This window comes from Novosphingobium sp. BL-A-28-Hi1-0D, assembly GCF_055521755.1.
On record NZ_CM145502.1, the window covers coordinates 2,008,502 to 2,029,351 of the forward strand.

General features: G+C 63.9%; 22 protein-coding genes, 1 tRNA gene and 1 pseudogene. 15 read left to right on the forward strand and 9 right to left on the reverse strand.

The annotated features are described in order from the left end of the window. Window positions 1-5: 5 nt before the first annotated feature. Window positions 6-1,763 carry a fatty acyl-AMP ligase gene (locus tag ACZ1JW_RS09815; RefSeq protein ID WP_465140435.1) on the reverse strand — a complete coding sequence of 586 codons (1,758 nt, stop codon included), beginning with the start codon at window positions 1,761-1,763 and terminating at the stop codon, window positions 6-8. Window positions 1,764-1,927: 164 nt separating this feature from the next. On the opposite strand from ACZ1JW_RS09815, the gene ACZ1JW_RS09820 reads away from it, so the two are divergent. From ACZ1JW_RS09820 to ACZ1JW_RS09835, 4 genes and pseudogenes are all read left to right on the forward strand, one after another. Next, window positions 1,928-2,515 carry a regulatory protein RecX gene (locus ACZ1JW_RS09820; protein ID WP_465140436.1) on the forward strand — a complete coding sequence of 196 codons (588 nt, stop codon included), beginning with the start codon at window positions 1,928-1,930 and terminating at the stop codon, window positions 2,513-2,515. Further along, window positions 2,499-2,996 (forward strand): DUF192 domain-containing protein, encoded by a 498-nt coding sequence (locus tag ACZ1JW_RS09825; RefSeq protein ID WP_465140437.1) that lies wholly within the window; start codon window positions 2,499-2,501, stop codon window positions 2,994-2,996. The genes ACZ1JW_RS09820 and ACZ1JW_RS09825 overlap by 17 nt, the downstream gene beginning before the upstream one ends. Before the next feature lie 79 nt (window positions 2,997-3,075). Beyond that, entirely contained in the window at window positions 3,076-3,489 is a 414-nt protein-coding gene (locus ACZ1JW_RS09830; protein WP_144905271.1) for an NADH:ubiquinone oxidoreductase subunit NDUFA12, read from the forward strand. Continuing rightward, window positions 3,489-3,905, forward strand: a pseudogene (locus tag ACZ1JW_RS09835) (DUF2155 domain-containing protein); the annotation flags it as partial. The gene ACZ1JW_RS09830 and the pseudogene ACZ1JW_RS09835, both read left to right, overlap by 1 nt. A gap of 35 nt (window positions 3,906-3,940) precedes the next feature. Here the strand turns inward: ACZ1JW_RS09835 and aat are convergent. Next, complete coding sequence (aat, locus tag ACZ1JW_RS09840; protein ID WP_465140438.1) at window positions 3,941-4,717, reverse strand: leucyl/phenylalanyl-tRNA--protein transferase; 777 nt, start codon at window positions 4,715-4,717, stop codon at window positions 3,941-3,943. Between the two features lie 68 nt (window positions 4,718-4,785). On the opposite strand from aat, the gene ACZ1JW_RS09845 reads away from it, so the two are divergent. The 3 genes from ACZ1JW_RS09845 to nusG all read left to right on the forward strand — a co-directional run bounded on the left by ACZ1JW_RS09845 (window position 4,786) and on the right by nusG (window position 6,264). Continuing rightward, window positions 4,786-4,861: transfer RNA gene (locus ACZ1JW_RS09845), tRNA-Trp, on the forward strand. A gap of 633 nt (window positions 4,862-5,494) precedes the next feature. Further along, on the forward strand, window positions 5,495-5,689 hold the full coding sequence (gene secE / locus ACZ1JW_RS09850; protein WP_144905279.1) for a preprotein translocase subunit SecE: 195 nt from the start codon (window positions 5,495-5,497) through the stop codon (window positions 5,687-5,689). Window positions 5,690-5,724: 35 nt separating this feature from the next. After that, complete coding sequence (nusG, locus tag ACZ1JW_RS09855; RefSeq protein WP_465123742.1) at window positions 5,725-6,264, forward strand: transcription termination/antitermination protein NusG; 540 nt, start codon at window positions 5,725-5,727, stop codon at window positions 6,262-6,264. Between the two features lie 28 nt (window positions 6,265-6,292). Here the strand turns inward: nusG and ACZ1JW_RS09860 are convergent, their stop codons facing one another. After that, entirely contained in the window at window positions 6,293-7,780 is a 1,488-nt protein-coding gene (locus ACZ1JW_RS09860; RefSeq protein WP_465140439.1) for a S41 family peptidase, read from the reverse strand. A gap of 197 nt (window positions 7,781-7,977) precedes the next feature. Between ACZ1JW_RS09860 and rplK the strand changes: the two genes are divergently transcribed. The 3 genes from rplK (at window position 7,978) to ACZ1JW_RS09875 (ending at window position 9,389) form a co-directional block, all read left to right on the forward strand. After that, a complete protein-coding gene (gene rplK, locus ACZ1JW_RS09865) occupies window positions 7,978-8,409 on the forward strand; it encodes a 50S ribosomal protein L11 (protein WP_039331852.1) in 432 nt (143 codons plus the stop codon). 4 nt (window positions 8,410-8,413) lie between these two features. Next, on the forward strand, window positions 8,414-9,115 hold the full coding sequence (rplA, locus tag ACZ1JW_RS09870; RefSeq protein ID WP_465123739.1) for a 50S ribosomal protein L1: 702 nt from the start codon (window positions 8,414-8,416) through the stop codon (window positions 9,113-9,115). A gap of 91 nt (window positions 9,116-9,206) precedes the next feature. After that, complete coding sequence (locus ACZ1JW_RS09875) at window positions 9,207-9,389, forward strand: hypothetical protein (RefSeq protein ID WP_465140440.1); 183 nt, start codon at window positions 9,207-9,209, stop codon at window positions 9,387-9,389. Here ACZ1JW_RS09875 and ACZ1JW_RS09880 read toward each other — a convergent pair. From ACZ1JW_RS09880 to ACZ1JW_RS09895, 4 genes are read right to left on the reverse strand one after another with little or no spacing between them, the layout of a single operon-like run. Further along, window positions 9,370-9,903 carry a hypothetical protein gene (locus ACZ1JW_RS09880; RefSeq protein WP_465140441.1) on the reverse strand — a complete coding sequence of 178 codons (534 nt, stop codon included), beginning with the start codon at window positions 9,901-9,903 and terminating at the stop codon, window positions 9,370-9,372. The genes ACZ1JW_RS09875 and ACZ1JW_RS09880 overlap by 20 nt on opposite strands. 13 nt (window positions 9,904-9,916) lie before the next feature. Then, window positions 9,917-10,615, reverse strand: coding sequence for a peptidylprolyl isomerase (locus tag ACZ1JW_RS09885; RefSeq protein WP_465140442.1), 699 nt, complete (start codon window positions 10,613-10,615; stop codon window positions 9,917-9,919). A gap of 2 nt (window positions 10,616-10,617) precedes the next feature. Then, the gene (locus ACZ1JW_RS09890; protein ID WP_465140443.1) at window positions 10,618-11,379 is read right to left on the reverse strand and encodes a competence/damage-inducible protein A; all 762 of its coding nucleotides are present in this window, start codon (window positions 11,377-11,379) and stop codon (window positions 10,618-10,620) included. A gap of 40 nt (window positions 11,380-11,419) precedes the next feature. Next, window positions 11,420-12,859 carry a flavin-containing monooxygenase gene (locus ACZ1JW_RS09895; RefSeq protein WP_465142757.1) on the reverse strand — a complete coding sequence of 480 codons (1,440 nt, stop codon included), beginning with the start codon at window positions 12,857-12,859 and terminating at the stop codon, window positions 11,420-11,422. 173 nt (window positions 12,860-13,032) lie between these two features. Between ACZ1JW_RS09895 and ACZ1JW_RS09900 the strand changes: the two genes are divergently transcribed. The 3 genes from ACZ1JW_RS09900 to ACZ1JW_RS09910 all read left to right on the forward strand — a co-directional run bounded on the left by ACZ1JW_RS09900 (window position 13,033) and on the right by ACZ1JW_RS09910 (window position 15,807). Beyond that, window positions 13,033-14,007: a magnesium and cobalt transport protein CorA gene (locus ACZ1JW_RS09900; RefSeq protein ID WP_465140444.1), complete on the forward strand. Its 975-nt coding sequence runs from the start codon at window positions 13,033-13,035 to the stop codon at window positions 14,005-14,007. Between the two features lie 129 nt (window positions 14,008-14,136). After that, complete coding sequence (locus tag ACZ1JW_RS09905; protein ID WP_465140445.1) at window positions 14,137-14,784, forward strand: DUF47 domain-containing protein; 648 nt, start codon at window positions 14,137-14,139, stop codon at window positions 14,782-14,784. Window positions 14,785-14,808: 24 nt separating this feature from the next. Further along, window positions 14,809-15,807, forward strand: coding sequence for an anion permease (locus ACZ1JW_RS09910; protein WP_465140446.1), 999 nt, complete (start codon window positions 14,809-14,811; stop codon window positions 15,805-15,807). Here ACZ1JW_RS09910 and ACZ1JW_RS09915 read toward each other — a convergent pair whose 3' ends face one another. Together ACZ1JW_RS09915 and ACZ1JW_RS09920 are read right to left on the reverse strand one after the other, a co-directional pair. Continuing rightward, on the reverse strand, window positions 15,808-16,566 hold the full coding sequence (locus ACZ1JW_RS09915; RefSeq protein WP_465140447.1) for a DUF1365 domain-containing protein: 759 nt from the start codon (window positions 16,564-16,566) through the stop codon (window positions 15,808-15,810). It abuts the gene before it with no gap. Next, window positions 16,566-17,867 (reverse strand): NAD(P)/FAD-dependent oxidoreductase, encoded by a 1,302-nt coding sequence (locus tag ACZ1JW_RS09920; protein ID WP_465140448.1) that lies wholly within the window; start codon window positions 17,865-17,867, stop codon window positions 16,566-16,568. Before ACZ1JW_RS09920 ends, ACZ1JW_RS09915 begins: the two co-directional genes overlap by 1 nt. A 155-nt stretch (window positions 17,868-18,022) precedes the next feature. Here ACZ1JW_RS09920 and ACZ1JW_RS09925 point away from each other — a divergent pair, with 155 nt between their 5' ends. Beyond that, window positions 18,023-19,045, forward strand: coding sequence for an SAM-dependent methyltransferase (locus ACZ1JW_RS09925; RefSeq protein WP_465140449.1), 1,023 nt, complete (start codon window positions 18,023-18,025; stop codon window positions 19,043-19,045). Between the two features lie 74 nt (window positions 19,046-19,119). Then, a complete protein-coding gene (locus ACZ1JW_RS09930) occupies window positions 19,120-20,739 on the forward strand; it encodes a M20/M25/M40 family metallo-hydrolase (RefSeq protein WP_465123727.1) in 1,620 nt (539 codons plus the stop codon). Window positions 20,740-20,850: the final 111 nt, after the last annotated feature.

Genomic DNA, 20,850 nt, shown 5'->3' on the forward strand with positions numbered 1-20,850 from the left:
AACGATCAGGCGGCCAACTGGTAGGGCGCGATGTCTCCGGAAAGGTAGAGCTTCTTGGCCTTGGCGCGGCTGAGCTTGCCCGAACTGGTGCGCGGCAGGGTGCGCGGTGGCACGAGTTCGACCACGCAATTCATGCCGGTGATCGAGCGGACCTTGTCGCGGATCTGGTCACGCAGCTTCACGCGCTCGGCAGGGTCGGAGACGCGGCAGTGGACCAGAACGGCTGGGGCTTCCTCGCCGTTTTCCGTCTCGACCGAGAAGGCGGCGATGTCACCCTGGTGGAAGCCGGGAAGCTGTTCCACGGCCCACTCGATGTCCTGCGGCCAGTGGTTCTTGCCGTTGATGATGATCATGTCCTTGGCGCGACCGACAATGAACAGGTAGCCCTTCTCGTCCACGTAGCCCATGTCGCCGGTGTCGAGCCAGCCATCGACCATGCATTCGGCGGTCGCTTCGGGATCGCGGAAATAGGAGTGCATCACCGACGAGCCGCGGCACCACACCTTGCCGATATGGTGGTGCGGCAGTTCGTTGCCCTTTTCCCCGCGAATGGCCAGTTCCATGCCCCTGATCGGCACGCCGCAATTGACCATCGCGCGATAGCGGGCCGGGCGCGACAAGTCGCGCGGGGTGCCTGAAAGGCGTTCTTCTTCGACCAGTTCGACGCGGATGCCTTCGCCCGGCGGCATGATGGTGACGCCCAGCGTCGCCTCGGCAAGGCCGTAGCTGGGCAGGAACGCCTCGGCCTTGAAGCCGGCTTCGGCAAAGGCATTGACGAAGTTCTGCATAACGTCAGGGCGGATCATGTCAGCCCCGTTGCCCGCCACGCGCCAGCGCGACAGGTCGAAACGGTCAGAGACATGGCTCTGGCTCGAGATGCGGCGGGCGCAGATGTCGTAGCCGAAGGTGGGCGAATAGGAGAGCGTGGTGCCGGTGTTGCGGCTTACCAGATCGAGCCATGCCAGAGGGCGACGGGCGAAGTCTTCCGTCTTGAGATAGTCTACCGAGACGCCGTTCGCGATCGGCGAGAGGAAGCAGCCGACGAGGCCCATGTCGTGATACCACGGCAGCCATGAGACCGCGCGGTCAGGATCGGCGATATTCATGCCGTGGGCGTGGCCAGCAAGATTGGCGAGCAGGGCACGGTGGGTGACGGCGACGCCGTGCGGGAAGCGGGTCGAGCCGCTCGAGTATTGCAGGTAGCTGATCGCGTCTGGGTCGGGCGTGGGCAGCGGCGCGTCCGACAGTTCGCCTGCGTCGAATTCGGCCCATGACAGGCCCTTGCAGCCCTGGCGGGCGGCGGCGGCACCGGCCATCTCGGCAATCTCGCCGGGATAGACGAGCATCTTCGGGTCCGAGCTGCCGAGCTGCACGGCGAGTTGGTCGATATAGCTTTCCTTGCCGCCGAAGCTGGTGGGCAGAGGGAGCGGGACCGGCCATGCGCCAGCGTACATCGCCCCGCAGAAGATCGCGGCAAACTCAGGCCCGGTCTCTGCCACGAGGGCAACGCGATCGCCGGGAGCAACGCCCATGTCGACGAGGCGGCGGGCGGCGACGAGCGCATCGGACCGCAGTTCGGAATAGGGATAGACGCGGGAAAGGGTGCCGCGCGGATCGTGGAAGTTGAAGCCGAGCACGCCCTTTGCGGCGTAGTCCAGCGCATCACAGAACGTGTCGAACTCCGAATACCGACGTGGCTGCACGTCGAGATTGGGTGTGGGAACGAGAGCCGCCTTTTCAGCGACAGCGTTCGAAACAGTCATGCGATACCCCGATGTTCTTTTCATTCGTCCTGCGGGCCTTTGCGTGCCCGCCGATGAACGGTCCATTAGCTTCGGACGGCCCATTACTGGTCCGTGACGCGAAAACAACGCCACCACGGTACGGACGTTCTCATTTAGTCGCGACTGTGGCACGAATGTGGCGAATGGATCGCAATTCCCCAGATCGTGGCGGAGAACGCCGGGAGCGCCCGAGTCGGGAGCGCAGGGTGCCCAAGCCCCTTGATGCGCGGCGTCTGGATGATCTGGCGCTGCATTATGTCGCGCGATTTGCGACGAGTGCGGGCAAGCTTTCGGACTATCTGCGGCGCAAGCTGCGCGAGCGGGGCTGGGAAGGCGAGGGCCAGGCCGACATTGCCGGAATCGTCGCGCGGTTCGTGGAACTCGGATACATAGACGATGCCATGTTTGCGCGCGGCAAGGCGCAAGGGCTGCTGCGGCGGGGCTATGGCGCGCGGCGGATCGATCAGGCTCTGGGTGCGGCAGGCATAGCCGAGCCCTTGCGGGAAGATGCGCGTGGCAGCGAGGCGGAGCGTCGGCGTGCGGCTCTGGTCATGGCGCGCAAGCGGCTGTTCGGCCCGTTCGGCACCGGGGGTAGGCTTGACCCGGCGGTGCGCGAAAAGCAGGTCGCAGCCATGCTTAGGGCGGGACACCCCCTTGCGCATGCGCGCGAGGTGGTGAATGCGTTGAGCCAAGAGGCTCTGGAAGAGTGGACCGATGAAGCAGGTGACTAGAATCATTGCATTTGCCGCCCTCGCGCTGATCGCGGGCTGCTCGCCCGGTGCGGCAGACGCCGGGGCGAAGGCTCCAGCGCAGACGGCAACGCCTGCGGTTCATCCGGTTTCGGGCCTGCAGGTGCAGCCGGTGACGGTGACGAGCGGCAAGATCGCCCACGTCTTCAAGTCGGAAGTCGCGCGCACGTCTGCCGAGCAGGCCAAGGGGCTGATGTTCCGCACTGCGATCGGCGATGACGAAGGCATGATCTTCCTGCGCAATCCGCCCGACATCGCGGCATTCTGGATGCGCAACACGGTGATCCCGCTCGACATCATCTTCATCGGCACCGACCATCGTATCCTGAACATCGCCGCCAATGCGGTGCCCTATGACGAGACGCCGCTTCCGGCCGCGGGGCCGACGCTGGCCGTGCTGGAGATCAATGGCGGGCTTGCGGCCAAGCTCGGGATCAAGGCGGGCGACAAGGTTGAATGGTAACCGACAGGCAGGCGCATCAACGCGCTTGCCGACTCCCCCCATCAGCGGCTAAGCGCGCCCAATATCCAAGGCAGGTACCATGAGCATCCTCGGCAAGATCTTCACATGGTGGAATGGCGCCACCGTCACCACCATGCTGTTCAGCGCGCTGAACGGCGAGCAGGTGGGCACCGACGCGCAAGGCAACAAGTACTTCCGCGCGAAGAAGCCCTATCCCAAGGGCCACCCCTTTGCCGGGCGCGAGCGCCGCTGGGTGATCTACAACGGCGCAAACGATGCGAGCCGCGTTCCTTCGGAATGGCACGGCTGGCTGCACGGCAGTTTTGACGGTGTGCCCGAAAGCAACCTGCCCCCTGCCCGCATCTGGGAAGTGGACTACACCCCCAACGCCACCGGCACGGTCAACGCCTATCGCCCGCAAGGCGCACTGGAGCGTGGCGGCAAGCGCGCTGCGGCAACGGGCGACTACGAAGCCTGGGTTCCGGAAGCCTGATGCCATCGGTCGCATCGGCGGCCAGTAAGGCGCTCGCATTTGCGGGCCTGCTGGCGCTTGCCGGTTGCGACGACAAGGCTCCCCCACCACCGCCCGAGGCGACCGAGACCGGCTCTGCCATCGCCAGCGCATCGGGTGCGGCCGTGGAAAGCGAGTTCGGCACGCCGATCAAGGACCGCGTGGCGACGCTGGGCTTTCTCAACAAGCGCAACAACATCACGCAGGACATCGTCCTCAAGAGCGGCGAATCGCGTCGGATCGGCAATGCCATCGTCAAGCTTGCCACCTGCGAGAAGACCGCGCCGTGGGAGGACCCGCCGGAGATCGGGGCCTTCGTCCAGTTGTTCGTGGAAGAACGCGCGACCACCGAGCAGCCGCTGGCCTGGCACAAGGTCTTTTCGGGCTGGCTGTTCAGGAATGCGCCGTCGCTCAACGTCGTCGAGCATCCGGTCTATGACGTCTGGGTCAAGGACTGCGCGATGAGGTTCCCTGGCGAGGAAGAGCCGCTGGCATCGGCGCGCAACGCGGCGAATCCTGCGGGCAGCCCGAGCGAGGCCGCTTCGCCTGCGCCCGTCGCAAGCCCGTCGCCCACTGCGTCGGCCAGCGCCCGCGCCGCCGACACTTCGCCCGAGGAATAAGGCCGCTGCGCCTGCGACAGGAGTTGCAGGTACTGGCTCTGAGGAATTTCCACTGCGCCCAGCGAGGCGAGGTGCGAGGTGGTGAACTGGCAATCGAGCAGTTCCGCCCCGATTCGCCGCAATGCCGCCACCAGCCAGGCCAGCGCGACCTTTGACGCGTCGGTCTTGCGGCTGAACATCGATTCGCCGCAGAAGACCCGGGCAAAGCCTACACCGTATAGGCCTCCGACGAGGCGTCCCTCGCTCCAGCATTCGATCGAATGGGCGTGGCCGTGTTCATGCAGGCCGATGTAGCTTTCGCGGATCCGGGTGCTGATCCAGCTTTCGTCGGCCCCCGGTCGCGGGGCGGCGCAGGCATCGATCACCGCCTCGAAGGCGGCGTTGCAGGTGACCGTGAATTTGCCGCGTCGTAGCGTGCGCGCCAGCGATTTCGACAGGTGGAAGCCATCGAGCGGCAGGATCGCCCGCATGCGCGGCTCAACCCAGAAGACTTCGGGATCGTCACGGCTGTCCGCCATCGGGAAGATGCCCGCGCGATAGGCCTTGAGCAGAAGCTCGGGCGGGATGGTGTGGGGATCATTTCGGGCCATGATGACAATAATGTGTTTCGGTCGGTTGCGCTCCCGGCGTCAAGCCTTTAAGGGGCCGGTCAGAGTACAGGAGTGTAGCTCAGTTGGTAGAGCATCGGTCTCCAAAACCGAGGGCCGTGGGTTCGAGTCCCCCCACTCCTGCCACTCGCCGCAAGGGCGAGTCATAAGCGCCAGATCGGATTTCTTCCGCCGCGCTTCGTATTTCCATCAGATGCAGTTTCTGCGAGCGTGACATGGCGGTTGATGCCTGCTGCCATGCTCTCTTCAAGAAGGTGTTCGAGGCGCGAGCTCGTCCGCCTGTGGAAACCGGACGCAAAAAAAGAGGCGAAAGCCTTGGCGCTCGCCCCGAGTTCGTCTCATGCGTCTGGTTCGCCTGAGATGTGTGCAAAGACTATCACTGCGATCCGGCAATGCCAGTCGATCCGATGATCTGCCGACGAACTCGGCACAAAAAGGGACGAACCGCGAGGGCCTCTCCTGTCGTGCCACCTGGCGGCGAAGCGCTTCAGTTTCGGCTTATGCTGCCAAGTCCGCCACTGGCGTGACCCATTCCGGTGACTGGCGTTCCTGTGAGAGACGTCCGTCTGTCGGGAACGCGGAGCGCCCCATCCCACGCGTGCCCTTGCCATCGCGGCCCATGCGGACTAAATGAACGGAACTTCCGACATCGGAAAATCGCCAGCCCCTCCCGGACTTGTCCGGGGTGGCGATGCCCCCTAGCTGGAAGAAACGAGTTTTCACGCGGAATTTCCCCGCAACAAGCAAGGCACCAGAGCAATGGCCAAGACCAGCCCCGGCGAGTTCTTCAACCAGGTGAAGGCGGAAGCGCGCAAGGTCGTATGGCCGACCCGTCAGGAGACGACGACGACGGCGATCTTCGTTGGCATCATGATGCTGATCCTCGCGGTGTTCTTCCTCGGCATCGATTCGCTGTTCAGCGCAATCGTCCGCTTCCTGCTTTCGCTCGCCTGATCAGACCAACCTCCAGGACCAAAGAGAACAAAGATATGGCCCGCTGGTACATCATTCACGCCTATTCCGGTTTCGAGAACAAGGTGAAGGAAGCGATCATTTCCGAAGCCGAGCGCATCGGTCTTTCGCAGCTGGTCGAGGCGGTCGAAGTGCCGACCGAGACCGTCACCGAAGTGAAGCGCGGCAAGAAGGTCCAGGTCGAGCGCAAGTTCATGCCGGGCTACGTCCTCGCCAAGCTTTCGATGAACGACGACATCTATCACCTCGTGAAGAACACTCCGAAGGTGACGGGCTTCCTTGGCACCAACAACAAGCCGCAGCCGATTTCCGACAAGGAAGCCGCCCGCTATTTCGGCGCGCGCGAGCAGGCTGCTGCCGAGCCGCGCAAGAGCGTGGTGGTCGATTACGAGATCGGCGATTCGGTCAAGGTCAACGCCGGCCCGTTTGCCTCGTTCAACGGCATCGTCGAGGAACTGGACTTCGACAAGAGCCGCGTGAAGGTCTCGGTCTCAATCTTCGGGCGCGCAACGCCGGTGGAACTGGGCTTCGAGGAAGTCGAACTCGTTCGCGGCTGAACGGCTTAAAGCACTTCGCAATGGCGCGTCAGCTCACCAGCTGGCGCGCCTTTTCCATTGCGGGATCGCGACCGGAGGCGAGGTCCAGCGCTGTGGTGCGGACCGCTACGTCGGGCAGCACGCCTGCGTCCGGCTGCGGCGTCGAGGGGAAATAGCCGATCAGTGGCAGGTCGACTTCCAGCCCTGTTTCGGGCAGGCGCAGGAAGTAGAATGCGCCCCCATTGATGCCGCGCAGGTTTCCGCCGGTTGGTTCACCCACGAGCCGGGCGATGCCGCTGCGCTTGATGGTTTCGGCAAACTGGAAGGTCGCCGACGAACAGGTAGGCCCGACCAGCACCGCGACCTTGCCGCCAAAGCGTTGCCCTGAAGGTTCGATCTTTGCGCCGGGCAGATCGAAATCGCCGCGCACCAGTCGGAACATCCCCTTGCGCGGCGATGGCCTTGCGGCATCTCCCCAGTCGTCGAAGCTGCGATCCCAGGTGTCGAGCACGGGGCGCAGGGCATCGGAGATGCGCCTGTAGCGCACATGCCGCTCCATCACCGCAACAGGCATGGGACGCTCAATCAGGCGGGCAAGCACATCATCGCCGCAATCAACGCCGCCTTCGTTGGCGCGCAAGTCGATGACGAGGCCTTGCGCCTTTTCTGCGATCAGGCGGTCAAATGCGGCGTCCAGCCATGCCTTCCAGTCCCACTTGGCGTCGTAGAGTGCCCAAGTGTCCATGCGCAGGCTCCCGACGCCTTTGCTGATGTCAAAGCGCCAACCGCTGCTGGCAGGATCGGTACGCCGCGACCCTCCACCGCCGTTGGCGCGCTTGAAGGCCGGAAGATCGAGCGTGCGCCCGTCGGCAAGCGCAAGCTGTACACGGTCTGGCTTTCCGCGCGGGGCGATCAGCGGGCGATAGACGTCAAAGGGATTGGGCCACGACTGGTTCTCGATGCCAAGCAGTGCCAGTCGCTTGGCATCGTTGCCACCATCGGCACGCGCCAATGGCATCAGGCGGCGCAGAAGCGTGGGCGCGGCCGTGCCATCGACGGCGGTGACGACGGTGCCCGGGGCGAGGGGAACGTCGTCGCGCAGAGTTCCGGTCACCACCATCTGCCCGTCGATCCAGCGGAAAGCGAAGGGAACGGGCGCACTGGTGCCCACGACGTCCGTCACGACCGCTTTCGACTGGTTGGCCGGATTGGGATAACTGTGCCCGCACCTGACGGCTGCGGTGATCCTTGCGAGCGTCAGGAACTGATCCTGCACCGTGCAGGGCCCATTGGTGAGGCGGGCTACTTCCTGCGAGACAAGGGTTTGGAACCGCGTGCGCCCGAGGTATCGATCCAGCCCCGGATGCAGCCGGTCGTAGGCCTCGGCGAAGACGGCAAAATCCCGTCGGACCGCTGCAGATGACACTGCGGCAGTGGGGCCAGTGGCGGGGAAGGCGCGGGTTGCGGCAAGGGCAGGGGCGGTTGCTAGCAGCGTGCGGCGGTCGATCTTCATGGCGGGAAAGCTATCACGCTTCACCGCCAGCGCCGCATGCGATTTGCAGCAGAAAACCGCCGGGGCTTGGCTTTGCGGGCCATTGCCGCTAAGGGCGCGCACTCTTGCGGGCGAATCCGTCCAAAAGGTCCGTGCGGGAGTCCCGGTTCCGGGGCGTCTGACCGCTCACTCTGAGGTCCGGGCTGAACAGGCGCGGCCAACAGGAAGAAAGGAGGCCCATTGTGGCCAAGAAGATTGAAGGCTATATCAAGCTGCAGGTTGCAGCCGGTGAAGCAAAGCCCGCTCCGCCGATCGGTCCCGCGCTCGGCCAGCGTGGCGTCAACATCATGGAATTCTGCAAGCAGTTCAACGCTGCCACGCAGGAAGTCGAGAAGGGCACGCCGCTTCCGACCGTGATCACCGTCTATGCTGACCGCTCGTTCACCTTCGTGACCAAGACCCCGCCCGCCACCTTCTTCATCAAGAAGGCCGCTGGCATCAAGTCGGGTTCGAAGACCCCGGGCAAGGCTTCGGCCGGTTCGATCAAGCGTTCGCAGCTGGCGGAAATCGCCCAGGCCAAGATGAAGGACCTGAACGCGAACGACATCGACGCCGCAACGAAGATCATCGAAGGCTCCGCGCGCGCGATGGGCCTCACCGTGGTGGAGGGCTGATCCCATGGCCAAGCAGACCAAGAAGCAGAAGGCCCTGGCCACCAAGCTGGGCGACAACCAGAAGCTCTATGGCGTCGATGAAGCCATCGCGCTGCTCAAGGACCTCAAGAGCGCCAAGTTCGACGAGAGCCTTGAAGTCTCGCTGAACCTCGGCGTCGATCCGCGCCACGCCGACCAGATGGTCCGTGGCATGGTCGTGCTGCCTTCGGGCACCGGCAAGGATGTCAAGGTTGCCGTGTTCGCTCGTGGCGACAAGGCTGAAGCCGCTCTCGCAGCCGGTGCCGACAAGGTTGGTGCCGAAGACCTGCTCGAGGACATGCAGAACGGCAACCTCGACTATGGCCGCGTGATCGCGACGCCCGACATGATGGGCATCGTCGGCCGCCTCGGCAAGGTGCTGGGTCCCAAGGGCCTGATGCCGAACCCGAAGCTCGGCACCGTCACCCCGAACGTCGCCGATGCGGTCAAGGCAGCCAAGAGCGGCCAGATCGAATTCCGCGTCGAGAAGGCCGGCATCATCCACGGCGGCATCGGCAAGCTCTCGTTCTCGGACGAAGCGCTGCGCGCTAACTTCGACGCTTTCGTCGATGCGATCGTCAAGGCGAAGCCTGCCGGCGCCAAGGGCAAGTACGTTCGCAAGATCGGTCTTTCCTCGTCGATGGGCCCCGGCCTCAAGGTCGACGTGGCACAGGTCCACGGCGGCTGATTTCAGCTGCCTTAGGCAAAGAAAAAGAAGGCCGGGGAGGGAAACCTCTCCGGCCCTTTTTCTGTTCGCGGAAGGCGTCTAGGAGCGGGGTATGTCCGCATCTGAAGCCTCGCAAAACCCGGTAACCGTCGCCCGCCACCAAGTGGAGGCGTTGATCCCGCCGGAAAAGCGCGGACCCGGCTGGGACCGGCATTGGCGCGAACTAGAGGCCTATGCCGAAGCCGCCATGGAAGGCGCGGTGGGCGACTGGACGGTCAACCCTTCGCGGGATTGATGTTTTCGCGGGTATAGCATTCGACGACAAGGCTGATCGCGCGGCCATCGGCCAGGCGGAGCACGGCGCGATGCGACAGGATCGTGCCGGGGGGACATTCCGTCATGCCCCCGCGCATCCCCGCCAAGCGCTCGCGACGAAAGCCCAGCGGCGCAACGACCTTGCCGAACGGGACGTCGGTGCTCTCGAGCATCTGGTTCATCGCCGGGGTCAGGCGGGCTTGCACGTACCAGTTGTGGGCGACCGACAGGACGGTGTCGCCACAGGCCAGCCGGACATGGCGATAGGCTACCGGTTCATCGGGGCCGACGCCGAGGACCGTCCGGACTTGCGGGGGTGCCGGAAGTCGTTTCGACCGGTCCGCGAGGGCGCGGATGGTTGGCGGATCGGCGATATGTCTGGCTGCGCACCATTGACCAAGGGCCACGGTCGCACTGTCATTGGCCGCCAGCGTTCGCTCCAGACCCGACCTGCCTGCCGATCCGGCGCATCCGGCCAGCAGCAAGGCAACCATTGCAAGCGCAGGTTCAGGGCGCAGGGGCAGGCGCAGTCTCTGGAAGGCGGCGCGCCGTCAGGATCTTGACCGGCTTGGCGAGGATCTGTCCGCGCATGATGCCTTCGCCTTCGGTCTCCGAGATCGGGGCGGTGAAGATCGCCTTCACCACGTTCATGCCTTCGACCACCTGTCCGAAGGCAGCGTATCCGGCCTTGGCTTCAGGGTCGGCGGAATCCGGCTGGGCATCGAGGCCAGGCTGGTCGGAGACCATGATCGAGAAATCGCCGGTGGCCGTACCCGGCGCGTAGCGCGCCATGGAAAGCGTGCCGGCCTTGTGCAGGATGCCGGTCACGTCGGTGGGCTCATGCGCGATGGGTGGCATGTTGCGCTTTGAATCGCCGCGCGTGCCAGCCTGGATCAGGCCGTTGGGTTGCTCTCCCCAAGGCAGGTGCATCGCGCGATAGAAGACCGTGCCGTCGAAGCGCTTCGTCTCGGCATAACGGACGAAGTTCGTGGCGCTGGCAGGAGCGCGCTTCACGTCCAGCTCGACCACGATGCGGCCTGCTTCGGTATCCAGAGCGACGCGAACTTTTTCGGGCAACGGGGCTGTCGAGGGCGCAGGATAGGCTGGCGCAGGCGGTCGAGGCGATGCCACCCGCTTCTTTGCTGGTGCCGCGGCAATCAACAGGATGGCGAGCGGGGCCAGCAGGGCGAAGCGGCGTGTCAGCATGCTCAGATTCCGCCCGCGACCGGGAAGCGCCCAATCGCAGCAAGGCCCTCTTCCAGCTTGTGGGCACATGCCTTGAGCTGGCTTTCGCTGACGGAGCGGATCACGAAGTTCGCGCCGGTCTTGCCCTCACGGAAGAACGGATAGCTGCCGATCTGCACGCCATCGAACGCCAGTTCGGTCTCGCGCAAAAGATCGGCAATCTCGCTTTCGGCGACCCAGCAGCCGACGGTGGTCGACAGGAGGGGCAATCCGCCTTCGAGCTGGCCGGTCAAGCCATCGAGCATCTGCGCGGTGATGCCTGGGACGCCTGCCATGAGGAAGACGTTGCCTACGCGGATGCCCGGCGCACCCGATACGCGGTTCTCGATCAGGTCTGCGCCATCGGGAACGCGTGCCATGCGTAGGCGAGCGTCGTTGAGGCCACCGCGTGTGGCGTAGTAGCTTTCGAGAATGGCGCGGGCCTTGGGGTGGATGACGACGTCGACGCCGAGGGCCTCGGCAACCGCGTCCACAGTGATATCGTCGTGCGTGGGGCCGATGCCGCCGGTGGTGAACAGATAGTCGTTGCGGGCGCGCAGCGCGTTCACCGCTTCGATGATCGCCACCATGTCGTCAGGCACGACCCGAACCTCGCGCAGGCGGATGCCCTGCACGCCGAGCCAGGTCGCGACTTGCGCGATGTTCTTGTCCTGCGTGCGGCCGGAGAGGATTTCGTCTCCGACCACGACAAGCGCGGCGGTCCAGATGCGGGATTCGTCGGTCATGGGCGGGAGGGATACCGCATGGCCTGTCCCCGCAAAAGCGCTATTCCGCCGCTTCCATGTGCTCCTTGTGCACGGTTGCCGGACGCGGATGGCCGAATTGCAGCACGCCGTCCTCGACCGGATCCGCGCGCATCCATGCCACGTCGCGCAAGTAGTCCTGGTTCAGGCGCCAGCGCATGTCGCTGGTCGACTTGGGCAGGAGGTGGCGGGCCCGCTCGATATAGCCAGAGGACAGGGCGTAGATGTCGTCGTCGTCGAGATGGTGGTTGGGGGCGAGCTTCGGGACGGCCACTTCCATCCTTCGCGCCTTCATCGCATTGAGCACGTTGCAGATGTAGCGGGCGTTGATGTCGGCTCGCAGTGTCCAGGAGGCGTTGAGATAGCCGAACACGGTCGCAAGGTTCGGCACGTTCGAGAACATCACGCCCTTGTAGTAGTAGCGGTCAGCAAAATCGACCGGCACGCCATCGACGCTGATCGTGATCTTGCCTGCCATGACCATCTTGAGGCCTGTTGCGGTGATGATGATATCGGCTTCAAGGTGCTTGCCGGACTTGAGCTTGATACCCGTCGCGCCGAAGCGGTCGATATGATCGGTGACGACGCTGGCCTTTCCGGCCTTGATTGCCTCGAACAGGTCGGCGTCGGGCACCAGGCACAGGCGCTGGTCCCAGGGATCGTAGGGCGGGGTGAATGCCTTCTCGTCGTATTTGTCGCCCAGAGCTTCCTTGATCCGCTTGGTCAGGAACTGCTTGACCTGCTCGGGTTTGGTCTTTGCCCGCTTGAACACGAGGTTCTGCAGCCGCACGTTCTTCCAGCGGGTGATGCGATAGGCGAGTTCCTCGGGCAGGATCTTGCGCAGGAAGTTGGCAATGGCATCGCGCGCGGGGCGAATGCCATACCAGGTCGGCGTGCGCTGGAGCATAGTCACATGCGCAGCCTTGGCAGCCATAGAAGGGACGATGGTGACGGCGGTTGCGCCCGAACCGATCACCACCACGCGCTTGCCGGTATAATCGAGATTCTCTGGCCAGAACTGGGGGTGGATGATCTCGCCCTTGAAGTCCTCGCGGCCTTCGAACTGCGCTTCGTAAGGCTTGTCGTAATCGTAGTAGCCTGAACCGAGGTACATCCAGCCCGCTGTCACTCGGCTCCGCTGGCCGTCGTTGCCTTCGAGGGTGACCACCCAGTGCGCTGCTTCGCAGTCGAAATCGGCGCTGACGACCTTGCTCTCGAAACGGATGTTGCGGCGGATGTCGCGTTCGTCGACGATGCGGTTCAGGTATTCGAGAATGGCCGGACCGTCTGCGATGGACTTCTCGTGCTTCCATGGCTCGAAGATGAAGCCCAGCGTGTGCATGTCCGAATCGGAGCGTACGCCGGGATAGCGGAAGAGATCCCACGTTCCGCCGATCTGCGCGCGACGCTCGATGATCGCGAAGCTGCGGTCGGGACAAAGCATTTTCATGTGGGCGGCCATGCCGATGCCGGAAATGCCGGCACCGACGATCAGGACGTCGACGTCTGGCTTGCCTGCCGCAAAAGTGGACTGCTCTGCACCCACGCACTCTCTCCATGCCTGTCTATTTACAGGGATGTTAGCACACTCGCGCGCGATTGCCAGTGGCTCCAAGGTTTGCCAGTGATGCTGGCATGACCGTGATCGCCGCCCGCCGCTACAGCAATGGCACTGCCAATGAGGAAGTGCTCGATCTGACCGGCGAACCTGCGCCGGAGCTGCCACCACACACCTTCGACTGGATCGGATTGTGCGAGCCGGACGCAGCGGAGATGGACCTCGTGCGGCGGCAGTATTGCCTGCACCCCCTTGCGGTCGAGGATGCGCTCAATCCGCGCCAGCTGCCGAAGGTTGAGGTTTACGGCAAGACGCTGTTCGTTGTGGCGCGCACTGCGGAACTGCAGGCGGGGGAGGAGATCGCCTACGGACAGACCGCGTTCTTCGTCGGGCCCGGATTCCTGATCAGTGTCCGTTTCGGCAGCACGCGCGCGCACCTGACCTTGCGCGAGGAGCTGGAAGCACAGGGTGACAGGTTGTCGGAAGGGCCGGACTACATTCTCCATGCCGTGCTCGACTTCATTGTGGACGGTTACCTGCCGCTGCTCGAGAAGCTCGAGGAAGTGGCGCAGGAGATGGAAGAGGCAGCGATCGACGTTTTCCCCGAACAATCCGTGATCCGCCGCATCTTCCGCCTGCGCCGCCATTTGCGTCGATTCGAACGGGTGATCGGGCCGATGGAGGAAGTTTGCGAGCGCCTGGTCGTGGCTGACCTGCCGTGCATCGATCCAGCCGCACGAATCTGGTTTCGCGACGTGCTTGACCATGTGCGCCGGGCGATGGCGCGGATGCGAGGGCTGAAGGAAACGCTGGCGGCGATTGTCGAGACCGCGAGCCTGCTCGAACAGCATCGGCAGGGCGAGATGACTCGTCAGCTCGCGGCATGGGCAGCGATTCTGGCAGTGCCGACCGCGATTGCCGGAATCTACGGCATGAACTTCGAGTATCTGCCCGAGTTGAAGTGGCACTACGGCTACTTCGCAGTGTGGGGCGCGATTGTAGCAATATGCGGCGGGTTGTGGATCCGGTTCCGCAGCATCGGCTGGCTGTGAGTTCCGCGCCGCTGGTGTGGACAATTCTGCGCTCGGCAATTGTGACTGAACCGTGACTGGCCTAGTGCCGCGGTGGGCGGGAACGAGTCGTTTCGCCTAGTGCGTGACGGCAATTCGGGAAGCGTAGCGATGTTCGGCTGGTTCCAGCGTCTCCTGCCCAAGATGGGCGATTTCTTCGGCATGTTCGAACGCCACGCGGCGGCCTGCGTCGATGCAGCCGATGCCTTGGCAAAGCTCACCCGCTCGCAAGGCGATGCCGCGCAGTGGGTGGGGAAGATCCGCGACCGCGAACATGCGGCGGACGACGTGATCCGCGAAGTCCTGTTTACAGTGCGCCGCACGTTCCTGACCCCGTTTGACCGCGGCGCGATCACGTCGCTGATCGGCGCGATGGACGATACCATCGACGAGATGCAGGCAGCAGCCTCTGCCATCGAACTCTACGAGATTGCTGCCTTCGAGCCCGAGATGCAGGCAATGGCCGACAAGATCGTCGAAGCCGTTGGCCTGATCGCCGAAGCCATGCCGCTGCTGCGCGACATCGAGCGCAATGGCGGGCGCCTCCACGCGCTGACCGAGCGGATCGTCAAGCTTGAGGGCGAGGTGGACCTGATCCATCAGGCAGGGCTCAAGGCCAACTTCCTGCGTCACCGCACCGACGGCGACCACATCGCATTCATCGTTTCGCGCGAGATATTCAAGCATCTCGAGAAGATCGCCGATGCCTTCGAGGACGTCGCGAACGAGATCGACGCGCTCGTCATCGACCACGCCTGACGGCGCGGGACAGGAGCTGATCCGATGCACGAGCTAGCCTTTCCGCTGCTGGTCGGCCTCATCGCACTGGCGCTGGCCTTCGACTTCCTCAACGGGCTGCACGATGCGGCCAATTCCATCGCCACGGTTGTCTCGACGCGGCTGCTATCGCCTGTCGCCGCGGTTGTTTTTGCCGCTGCCGGCAACTTTGCCGCCTATTGGCTGGTCGGGCTGCATGTGGCCGATACCATCGGCAAGGGTATCATCGACAAGGACATCGTGACGCCCGCCGTCGTGTTCGGAGCACTGGTCGGCGCGATGTTCTGGAACATCGTCACCTGGGTCAAAGGTATTCCCTCCTCGTCGAGCCATGCCCTGATCGGCGGCCTGCTCGGCGCGGGCGTGATGCATGGCGGGTTTGACGCGATCGAATCCAAGAAGACCATCGAGACATTCGTCGCGATCTTCCTTTCGCCCACGATCGGCTTCGTGCTGGCGATGTTCTTTGTGCTGGTCACGAGCTGGCTGTTCAAGGGCTTCCAGCCGCGCCGGGCGGAAGGCGTGTTCAAGGGCCTGCACCTGATCTCGTCTGCTGCCTATTCCATCAGCCATGGCGGCAACGATGCCCAGAAGACGATGGGCATCATCACGGTGCTGCTCTATTCGACCGGATATCTGAAGGGCGAATTCCACATCCCGGAATGGGTCGTGCTGTCGTGCTACGCCGCGATTTCGCTAGGCACGATGTCGGGCGGGTGGAAGATCATCAAGACGATGGGCACCAAGATCACGCGTCTGAACCACCATACGGGTTTCTGCGCGTCGACAGCAGGCTCGATCGTGGTGTTCGGGGCGAGCGCGATGGGCATTCCGGTTTCGACCACCCATGCGATCACCGGCAGCGTCATCGGCACCGGCGCTGCTCGCCGCGCCAGTGCGGTACGCTGGGGCGTGGCGCAGCGTGTGGTCACGGCATGGTTCATTACCATCCCGGCGAGTGCGACCGTGGGAGCGACCTTCTACCTGCTGACCCGCCTGTTCTGATCAGCGGCCGATTGTCACCGGCTGGACCGGCGGCGGAGGCTTGCGAAACAGCGGCACGCGCTTGAGCCACAGCTTGAGCGCTTCCCAGTGTATTCCTGCCGTAACCTTGAGCGTCATGAGCGGATAGGCAAGCGCGGCGCGCAGCAGGGCGGCGTCGCTCAATGTCTCGCGCCGCGCTGTGTGGACCGCCGCGAGTACCGGTCCTGCAGCGTCGGATACGGTGATGCCGATCGCCACTCTTTCGCCGGGCGGCGAGACCCGGAATGCGTAGGCCATGTCCATCGGCAGGAAGGGTGAGACATGGAAGCTCTTGGCAGCGTGCTGATGCAGCGCTTTTGAGCCGGACTCCGCGCGAATGACGTAGTTGTGCCGTTCGCCGAAGGTGTTCGAGACCTCGTAGATCACTGCGCGCAACGCGCCGTCTTCGCCATGGCAAAACCAGGTGCTGAGCGGATTGAAGGCATAGCCAAGCATGCGCGGCATGGTCAGGAGCAGGATGCGCCCTCCGTCCGGCTCGATCCCGGCAGAGCTCAGCAGGCGTTCGGCATGGGCACGCAGGTCCATGCCGTCGCCGCAATCCCGGTCGTGGAACGAGAACAGGTTGAAGCGCCCGCGCGAGAACAGGCGCATTCGCGCCGAGAGATCGTCCAGCCTGTCGATGTCGAGCAGCAGGTGAAGGACGCGGTAGCGCAGGACGTGAACGGCTGGGCGCAGACGGCGGTGGAGGACGTGGCCGTGATAGAGCGCCGCATCTTCCATCACGCCAGTTCCGGTACCCGCGCCTGATGCGTCACATGGATGCGCCCGGATTCTTCCTCGACGTTCCACGGACGACGCACACCACCAAGCTGCTCGGCCACGGCCAGGCCCGACTGCAGCCCGTCCTCGTGGAAGCCGGCACCAAACCATGCGCCGCAGAACCACGTGCGGCGGCGGCCCTGCAGTGACCAGAGCTGCTTCTGCGCGGCGCCGGCCGCAACGTCGAACACCGGGTGATCGTAGCTCTCGCGCCGGTAAACCAGCGATGGGTCCGGCTCGACCAGCGGGTTCAGGGTGACGAACAGGTCCTTGTCTGTCGGCAAGTGCTGCAGGCGGTTCATCCAGTAGGTCACGGAAAGCTGGTGCGCGTCTGCACCGCGCTCAGCCGCGTAGTTCCATGCCGACCACACCTTGCGTCGGCGTGGCATGAGGCGCGGGTCGGCGTGAAGGACGGCTTCGTTGTGGCGATAGGGGAAGGCACCGAGCAGACGCTGCTCCTCGGCGTCGGCATCGGACAGCATGGCGAGCGACTGGTCGGCGTGCGAGGCGAGAACGACGTGGTCGAAGCGCTCCCATCCGCGTCCGGCCTCGATGTCCACGCCATCAGACAAGCGGCGAACCTGTCGCACGGGCGATGAAAGCCGCACGCGCTCGGCAAAGTCAGCGCTGATACGCTTCACATACTCCCGACTGCCGCCATCGACCGTGCGCCAGCGCGGCCGTTCGCGGAACTGGAGCAATCCATGGTTTTCGAAGAAGCGGATGAAGGCTGCGGCCGGGTGGTGCGGGATATCGCGCACCGGAGTCGACCAGATCGCGGCGGCCATGGGGTAGAGATGATCGTCGCGAAAGGCAGGCCCGCAGCCGAGGCCATCGAGATAGGCACCCAGGCCCAGATCGCCGAGGTCCGGCAGGTCGCGCGGGGCCGCCTTGTAGAACCGCGCCAGGTCGCGCAGCATCGACCAGAAGCGTGGGGAGACGAGATTGCGCCGCTGCGCGAACAGACCTCGCAGATCGCCGGAATACTCAAGCCGTCCCTGATCAAGCGTGACGCCAAAGCTCATCACTGTCTCGCGGGTCGGCACGCCGAGATGGGAAAAGAGCGCGGTGAGGTTGGGATAAGTGCGCTCGTTGTAAACGATGAAGCCGGTATCCACCGGCACGCCATCAGCCTCGACCGTGTTGCTATGCCCGCCGAGCCGGTCCGCGGCCTCGAACAGGGTGACGCGATGTCGCTGCGACAGCAGCCACGCGGCAGAAAGTCCGGAGATCCCGCTCCCGACCACGGCAATATCAAGCATGCCCCCCGGCACGCCACCACGGCTCTTCACAACCCAAGATCCCCATCGCGCACGGCAACGATACCGTAGCGTCCTTACCCGTCCATCATCTGTTATAGAGCGCTCCCGTCGTGACAGGTTGACACAAGTCACACCCGGATGGCTAGTTCCGCTGCGTGAGCCTGCTTGCCCCCGTGATATCGCTCGTCGAGCGAGCCCCGCTGCCCGACGCACTTACTCGCGCGGGCGTTACCTTCATGTGCGAGAAGCGCCTGCGAGCGCTGCTGACGGAACGGCCGACGGACGGCAGGTTTGCTGCATGGATGGCACAGCGCCCCGTTGCCGAGCACACAGATGCCGCAAACGAGCAGCACTACGAACTCCCGCCGCGCTTTTTCGAGCTGAGCCTCGGGCCAAACGCCAAGTATTCCTGCTGTCTCTATCCCACCGGCACCGAAACGCTGGAGCAGGCTGAACGGGCGGCGCTGGCTGCCACGGTCGAGCATGCTGCTCTCGAGGATGGTCAGGACATTCTCGAACTCGGCTGCGGCTGGGGCTCGCTCAGCCTCTACATGGCCGCGCGCTTCCCGAACGCGCGGATCACCGCCGTGTCCAATTCACGCCCGCAAGGCGAGCACATCCGGGCGAAGGCAGCAGCGCGGGGGATCACCAATCTCACCGTCCTGACAGCCGACATGAACGCTTTTGCGCCTGAAAGCCGGTTCGATCGCGTCGTCTCGGTCGAGATGTTCGAGCACATGGCCAACTGGCGTGAACTGCTGGGACGGGTGAAAAGCTGGCTCAGGCCTGACGGTCGTCTGTTCCTCCACGTGTTCAGTCACCGCCAGTATCCGTACCGTTTCGACACCGCCGACAAGTCGAGCTGGATCGCGCAGTACTTCTTCACTGGCGGCATCATGCCCAGCCACGGCCTGATCGGGCAGTTTTCCGATCTGTTCGCACTGGAAAAGGACTGGTGGTGGGAGGGCACCCATTACGAGAAGACCGCGCTCGACTGGCTGGCGCTGTTCGATGCGAAAGTCGCAGAGATCGAGCCGGTGCTTCGCGATGTCTATGGCGCGCAAACCCCGCTTTGGCTCCGCAGATGGCGTCTGTTCTATCTCGCCACCGCCGGCCTGTTCGGCCATCGCGGCGGCAAGGAATGGGGAGTCAGTCACTGGCTGCTCAAACCGGCGTAAAAAGCACTTGGCAATCCGCGCCATAGCGGCAAGACTGGTTGCGATAGAAACTTGCCCAGGGGAGCTTTCCAGACATGACCGTCCGTTCGCGCATCGCCATTGGCGTTGCGGCCATTGCGCTTTGCGCCACCGCAGCACCCGTTCTTGCAGGTCCTGCCGAAGACAAGCTTATTGCCCAGTTGCTCGATGAAGGCCTCAATCGCTCCGACGTGATGGAGACCGCTTCCGAACTGATGGATCGTATCGGCCCACGTCTGACCAATTCGGAAAACCACCGCAAGGCCGAGGAATGGGCCACCGCCAAGTTCGCGTCCTTCGGGCTGAAGAACATCCACCGCGAACCGTTCGAATTTGGTCTGGGGTGGAACCTCAGGAGCTACTCCGCCACGATGACTGCGCCGCGCAGCCTGCCGCTTACCGTCCTCCCGGTGGCATGGTCGCCTGCCACGGGCGGCACGATCACCGCTCCGGTCATCGTCGCGCCGATGAGCAAGGTCGAGAATTTCGATGCGTGGAAGGGCAAACTTGCGGGCAAGATCGTGCTCGTCAGCCTGCCCGGCGAAACCAGCGAATCCAAAGACCCGGTGTTCGAGCGCCTCTCGGGCGAGGACATCGGCAAGCTCGACAAGTACACCCTGCCGCGCCACGATCCCGAGGGTCTCGCCATGCAGACCGCTCGCCGTGGCTTTGCGCGCAAGCTTTCCGAGTTTCTCAAGGCCGAAGGCGCATTGGCGATGGTCCGCATGACCTATCGCGACGGCAAGCTGGTTCATGGCGAAGGCTATGATTTCATCCCCGGCCAGACGCTCGCGATCCCGGCGATGGACATGGCGCAGGAGGACTATCGCCGCCTTGTCCGCCTCGAGAAGACCGGAGTCGCGCCGCAACTCTCGCTCTCGATCGATGCCAGCTTCGATGACAAGGATCTGATGGCCGACAACGTCATCGCCGAAATCCCCGGCAGCGATCCCAAGGCGGGCTATGTCATGGCTGGTGCGCACTTCGACAGCTGGATCGCGGGCGATGGCGCTTCGGACAACGGCGCGGGCAGCGTTGCCGTGATCGAGGCTGCACGGCTTCTGTCGAAGCTGGGCGTGAAGCCGAAGCGCACGATCCGCTTTGCGCTGTGGAGCGGGGAAGAGCAGGGGCTGCTGGGTTCCAAGGCCTACATCGAGCAACACCTCGCCACACGCCCGGTCGACCCCAGTCTGAAGGGGATCGACAGCTATGCGGCCTGGCGCAATGCCTACCCGATCACGCCCAAGCCGGAGTATTCGCAGCTCAAGGCCTACTTCAACATGGACAATGGCTCGGGCAAGTTCCGCGGCATCTATGCCGAGGGCAACATCGGTGCGGCTTCCACGCTGCGCGAATGGCTTGCTCCGTTCAATTCGCTGGGCGCCGACAAGGTGGTGATGAGCAAGACCGGGGGCACCGACCACGTCTATCTCCAGGCCATCGGCCTGCCCGGTTACCAGTTCATCCAGGACCCGCTCGACTACGATAGTCGCGTGCACCACTCGAGCCTCGACACGCTCGACCACATGCGCGCGGACGACATGCGTCAGGCTTCGGTGATCCTTGCAGGCATGCTGCTGCAGGCCGCGATGAGCGACAAGGAACTGCCGCGCTCGCCATTGCCGACCAAGCCGGATGCGACCGATCCGTTCAAGGTGCAGGACCCCAATCAGTAAGGCACGGCGTTCCCCGTCCGACCTGATTCGGGCGGGGAACGTGTCCTCTACGCGTTTTTCCGGATGGCCTTGTCCGGACCAGACATACGCTTGCTAACCTAGGCTATTCCG

What these genes read in the sequence shown, in the direction of transcription:
- ACZ1JW_RS09815 (WP_465140435.1), bottom strand. Translation starts at nt 1,763, where the DNA reads ATGACTGTTTCGAACGCTGTCGCTGAAAAGGCGGCTCTCGTTCCCACA.
- ACZ1JW_RS09820 (WP_465140436.1), top strand. Translation starts at nt 1,928, where the DNA reads ATGGATCGCAATTCCCCAGATCGTGGCGGAGAACGCCGGGAGCGCCCG.
- ACZ1JW_RS09825 (WP_465140437.1), top strand. Translation starts at nt 2,499, where the DNA reads ATGAAGCAGGTGACTAGAATCATTGCATTTGCCGCCCTCGCGCTGATC.
- ACZ1JW_RS09830 (WP_144905271.1), top strand. Translation starts at nt 3,076, where the DNA reads ATGAGCATCCTCGGCAAGATCTTCACATGGTGGAATGGCGCCACCGTC.
- aat (WP_465140438.1), bottom strand. Translation starts at nt 4,717, where the DNA reads ATGGCCCGAAATGATCCCCACACCATCCCGCCCGAGCTTCTGCTCAAG.
- secE (WP_144905279.1), top strand. Translation starts at nt 5,495, where the DNA reads ATGGCCAAGACCAGCCCCGGCGAGTTCTTCAACCAGGTGAAGGCGGAA.
- nusG (WP_465123742.1), top strand. Translation starts at nt 5,725, where the DNA reads ATGGCCCGCTGGTACATCATTCACGCCTATTCCGGTTTCGAGAACAAG.
- rplA (WP_465123739.1), top strand. Translation starts at nt 8,414, where the DNA reads ATGGCCAAGCAGACCAAGAAGCAGAAGGCCCTGGCCACCAAGCTGGGC.
- ACZ1JW_RS09875 (WP_465140440.1), top strand. Translation starts at nt 9,207, where the DNA reads ATGTCCGCATCTGAAGCCTCGCAAAACCCGGTAACCGTCGCCCGCCAC.
- ACZ1JW_RS09880 (WP_465140441.1), bottom strand. Translation starts at nt 9,903, where the DNA reads ATGGTTGCCTTGCTGCTGGCCGGATGCGCCGGATCGGCAGGCAGGTCG.
- ACZ1JW_RS09885 (WP_465140442.1), bottom strand. Translation starts at nt 10,615, where the DNA reads ATGCTGACACGCCGCTTCGCCCTGCTGGCCCCGCTCGCCATCCTGTTG.
- ACZ1JW_RS09890 (WP_465140443.1), bottom strand. Translation starts at nt 11,379, where the DNA reads ATGACCGACGAATCCCGCATCTGGACCGCCGCGCTTGTCGTGGTCGGA.
- ACZ1JW_RS09895 (WP_465142757.1), bottom strand. Translation starts at nt 12,859, where the DNA reads ATGGCCGCCCACATGAAAATGCTTTGTCCCGACCGCAGCTTCGCGATC.
- ACZ1JW_RS09900 (WP_465140444.1), top strand. Translation starts at nt 13,033, where the DNA reads ATGACCGTGATCGCCGCCCGCCGCTACAGCAATGGCACTGCCAATGAG.
- ACZ1JW_RS09905 (WP_465140445.1), top strand. Translation starts at nt 14,137, where the DNA reads ATGTTCGGCTGGTTCCAGCGTCTCCTGCCCAAGATGGGCGATTTCTTC.
- ACZ1JW_RS09910 (WP_465140446.1), top strand. Translation starts at nt 14,809, where the DNA reads ATGCACGAGCTAGCCTTTCCGCTGCTGGTCGGCCTCATCGCACTGGCG.
- ACZ1JW_RS09915 (WP_465140447.1), bottom strand. Translation starts at nt 16,566, where the DNA reads ATGGAAGATGCGGCGCTCTATCACGGCCACGTCCTCCACCGCCGTCTG.
- ACZ1JW_RS09920 (WP_465140448.1), bottom strand. Translation starts at nt 17,867, where the DNA reads ATGCTTGATATTGCCGTGGTCGGGAGCGGGATCTCCGGACTTTCTGCC.
- ACZ1JW_RS09930 (WP_465123727.1), top strand. Translation starts at nt 19,120, where the DNA reads ATGACCGTCCGTTCGCGCATCGCCATTGGCGTTGCGGCCATTGCGCTT.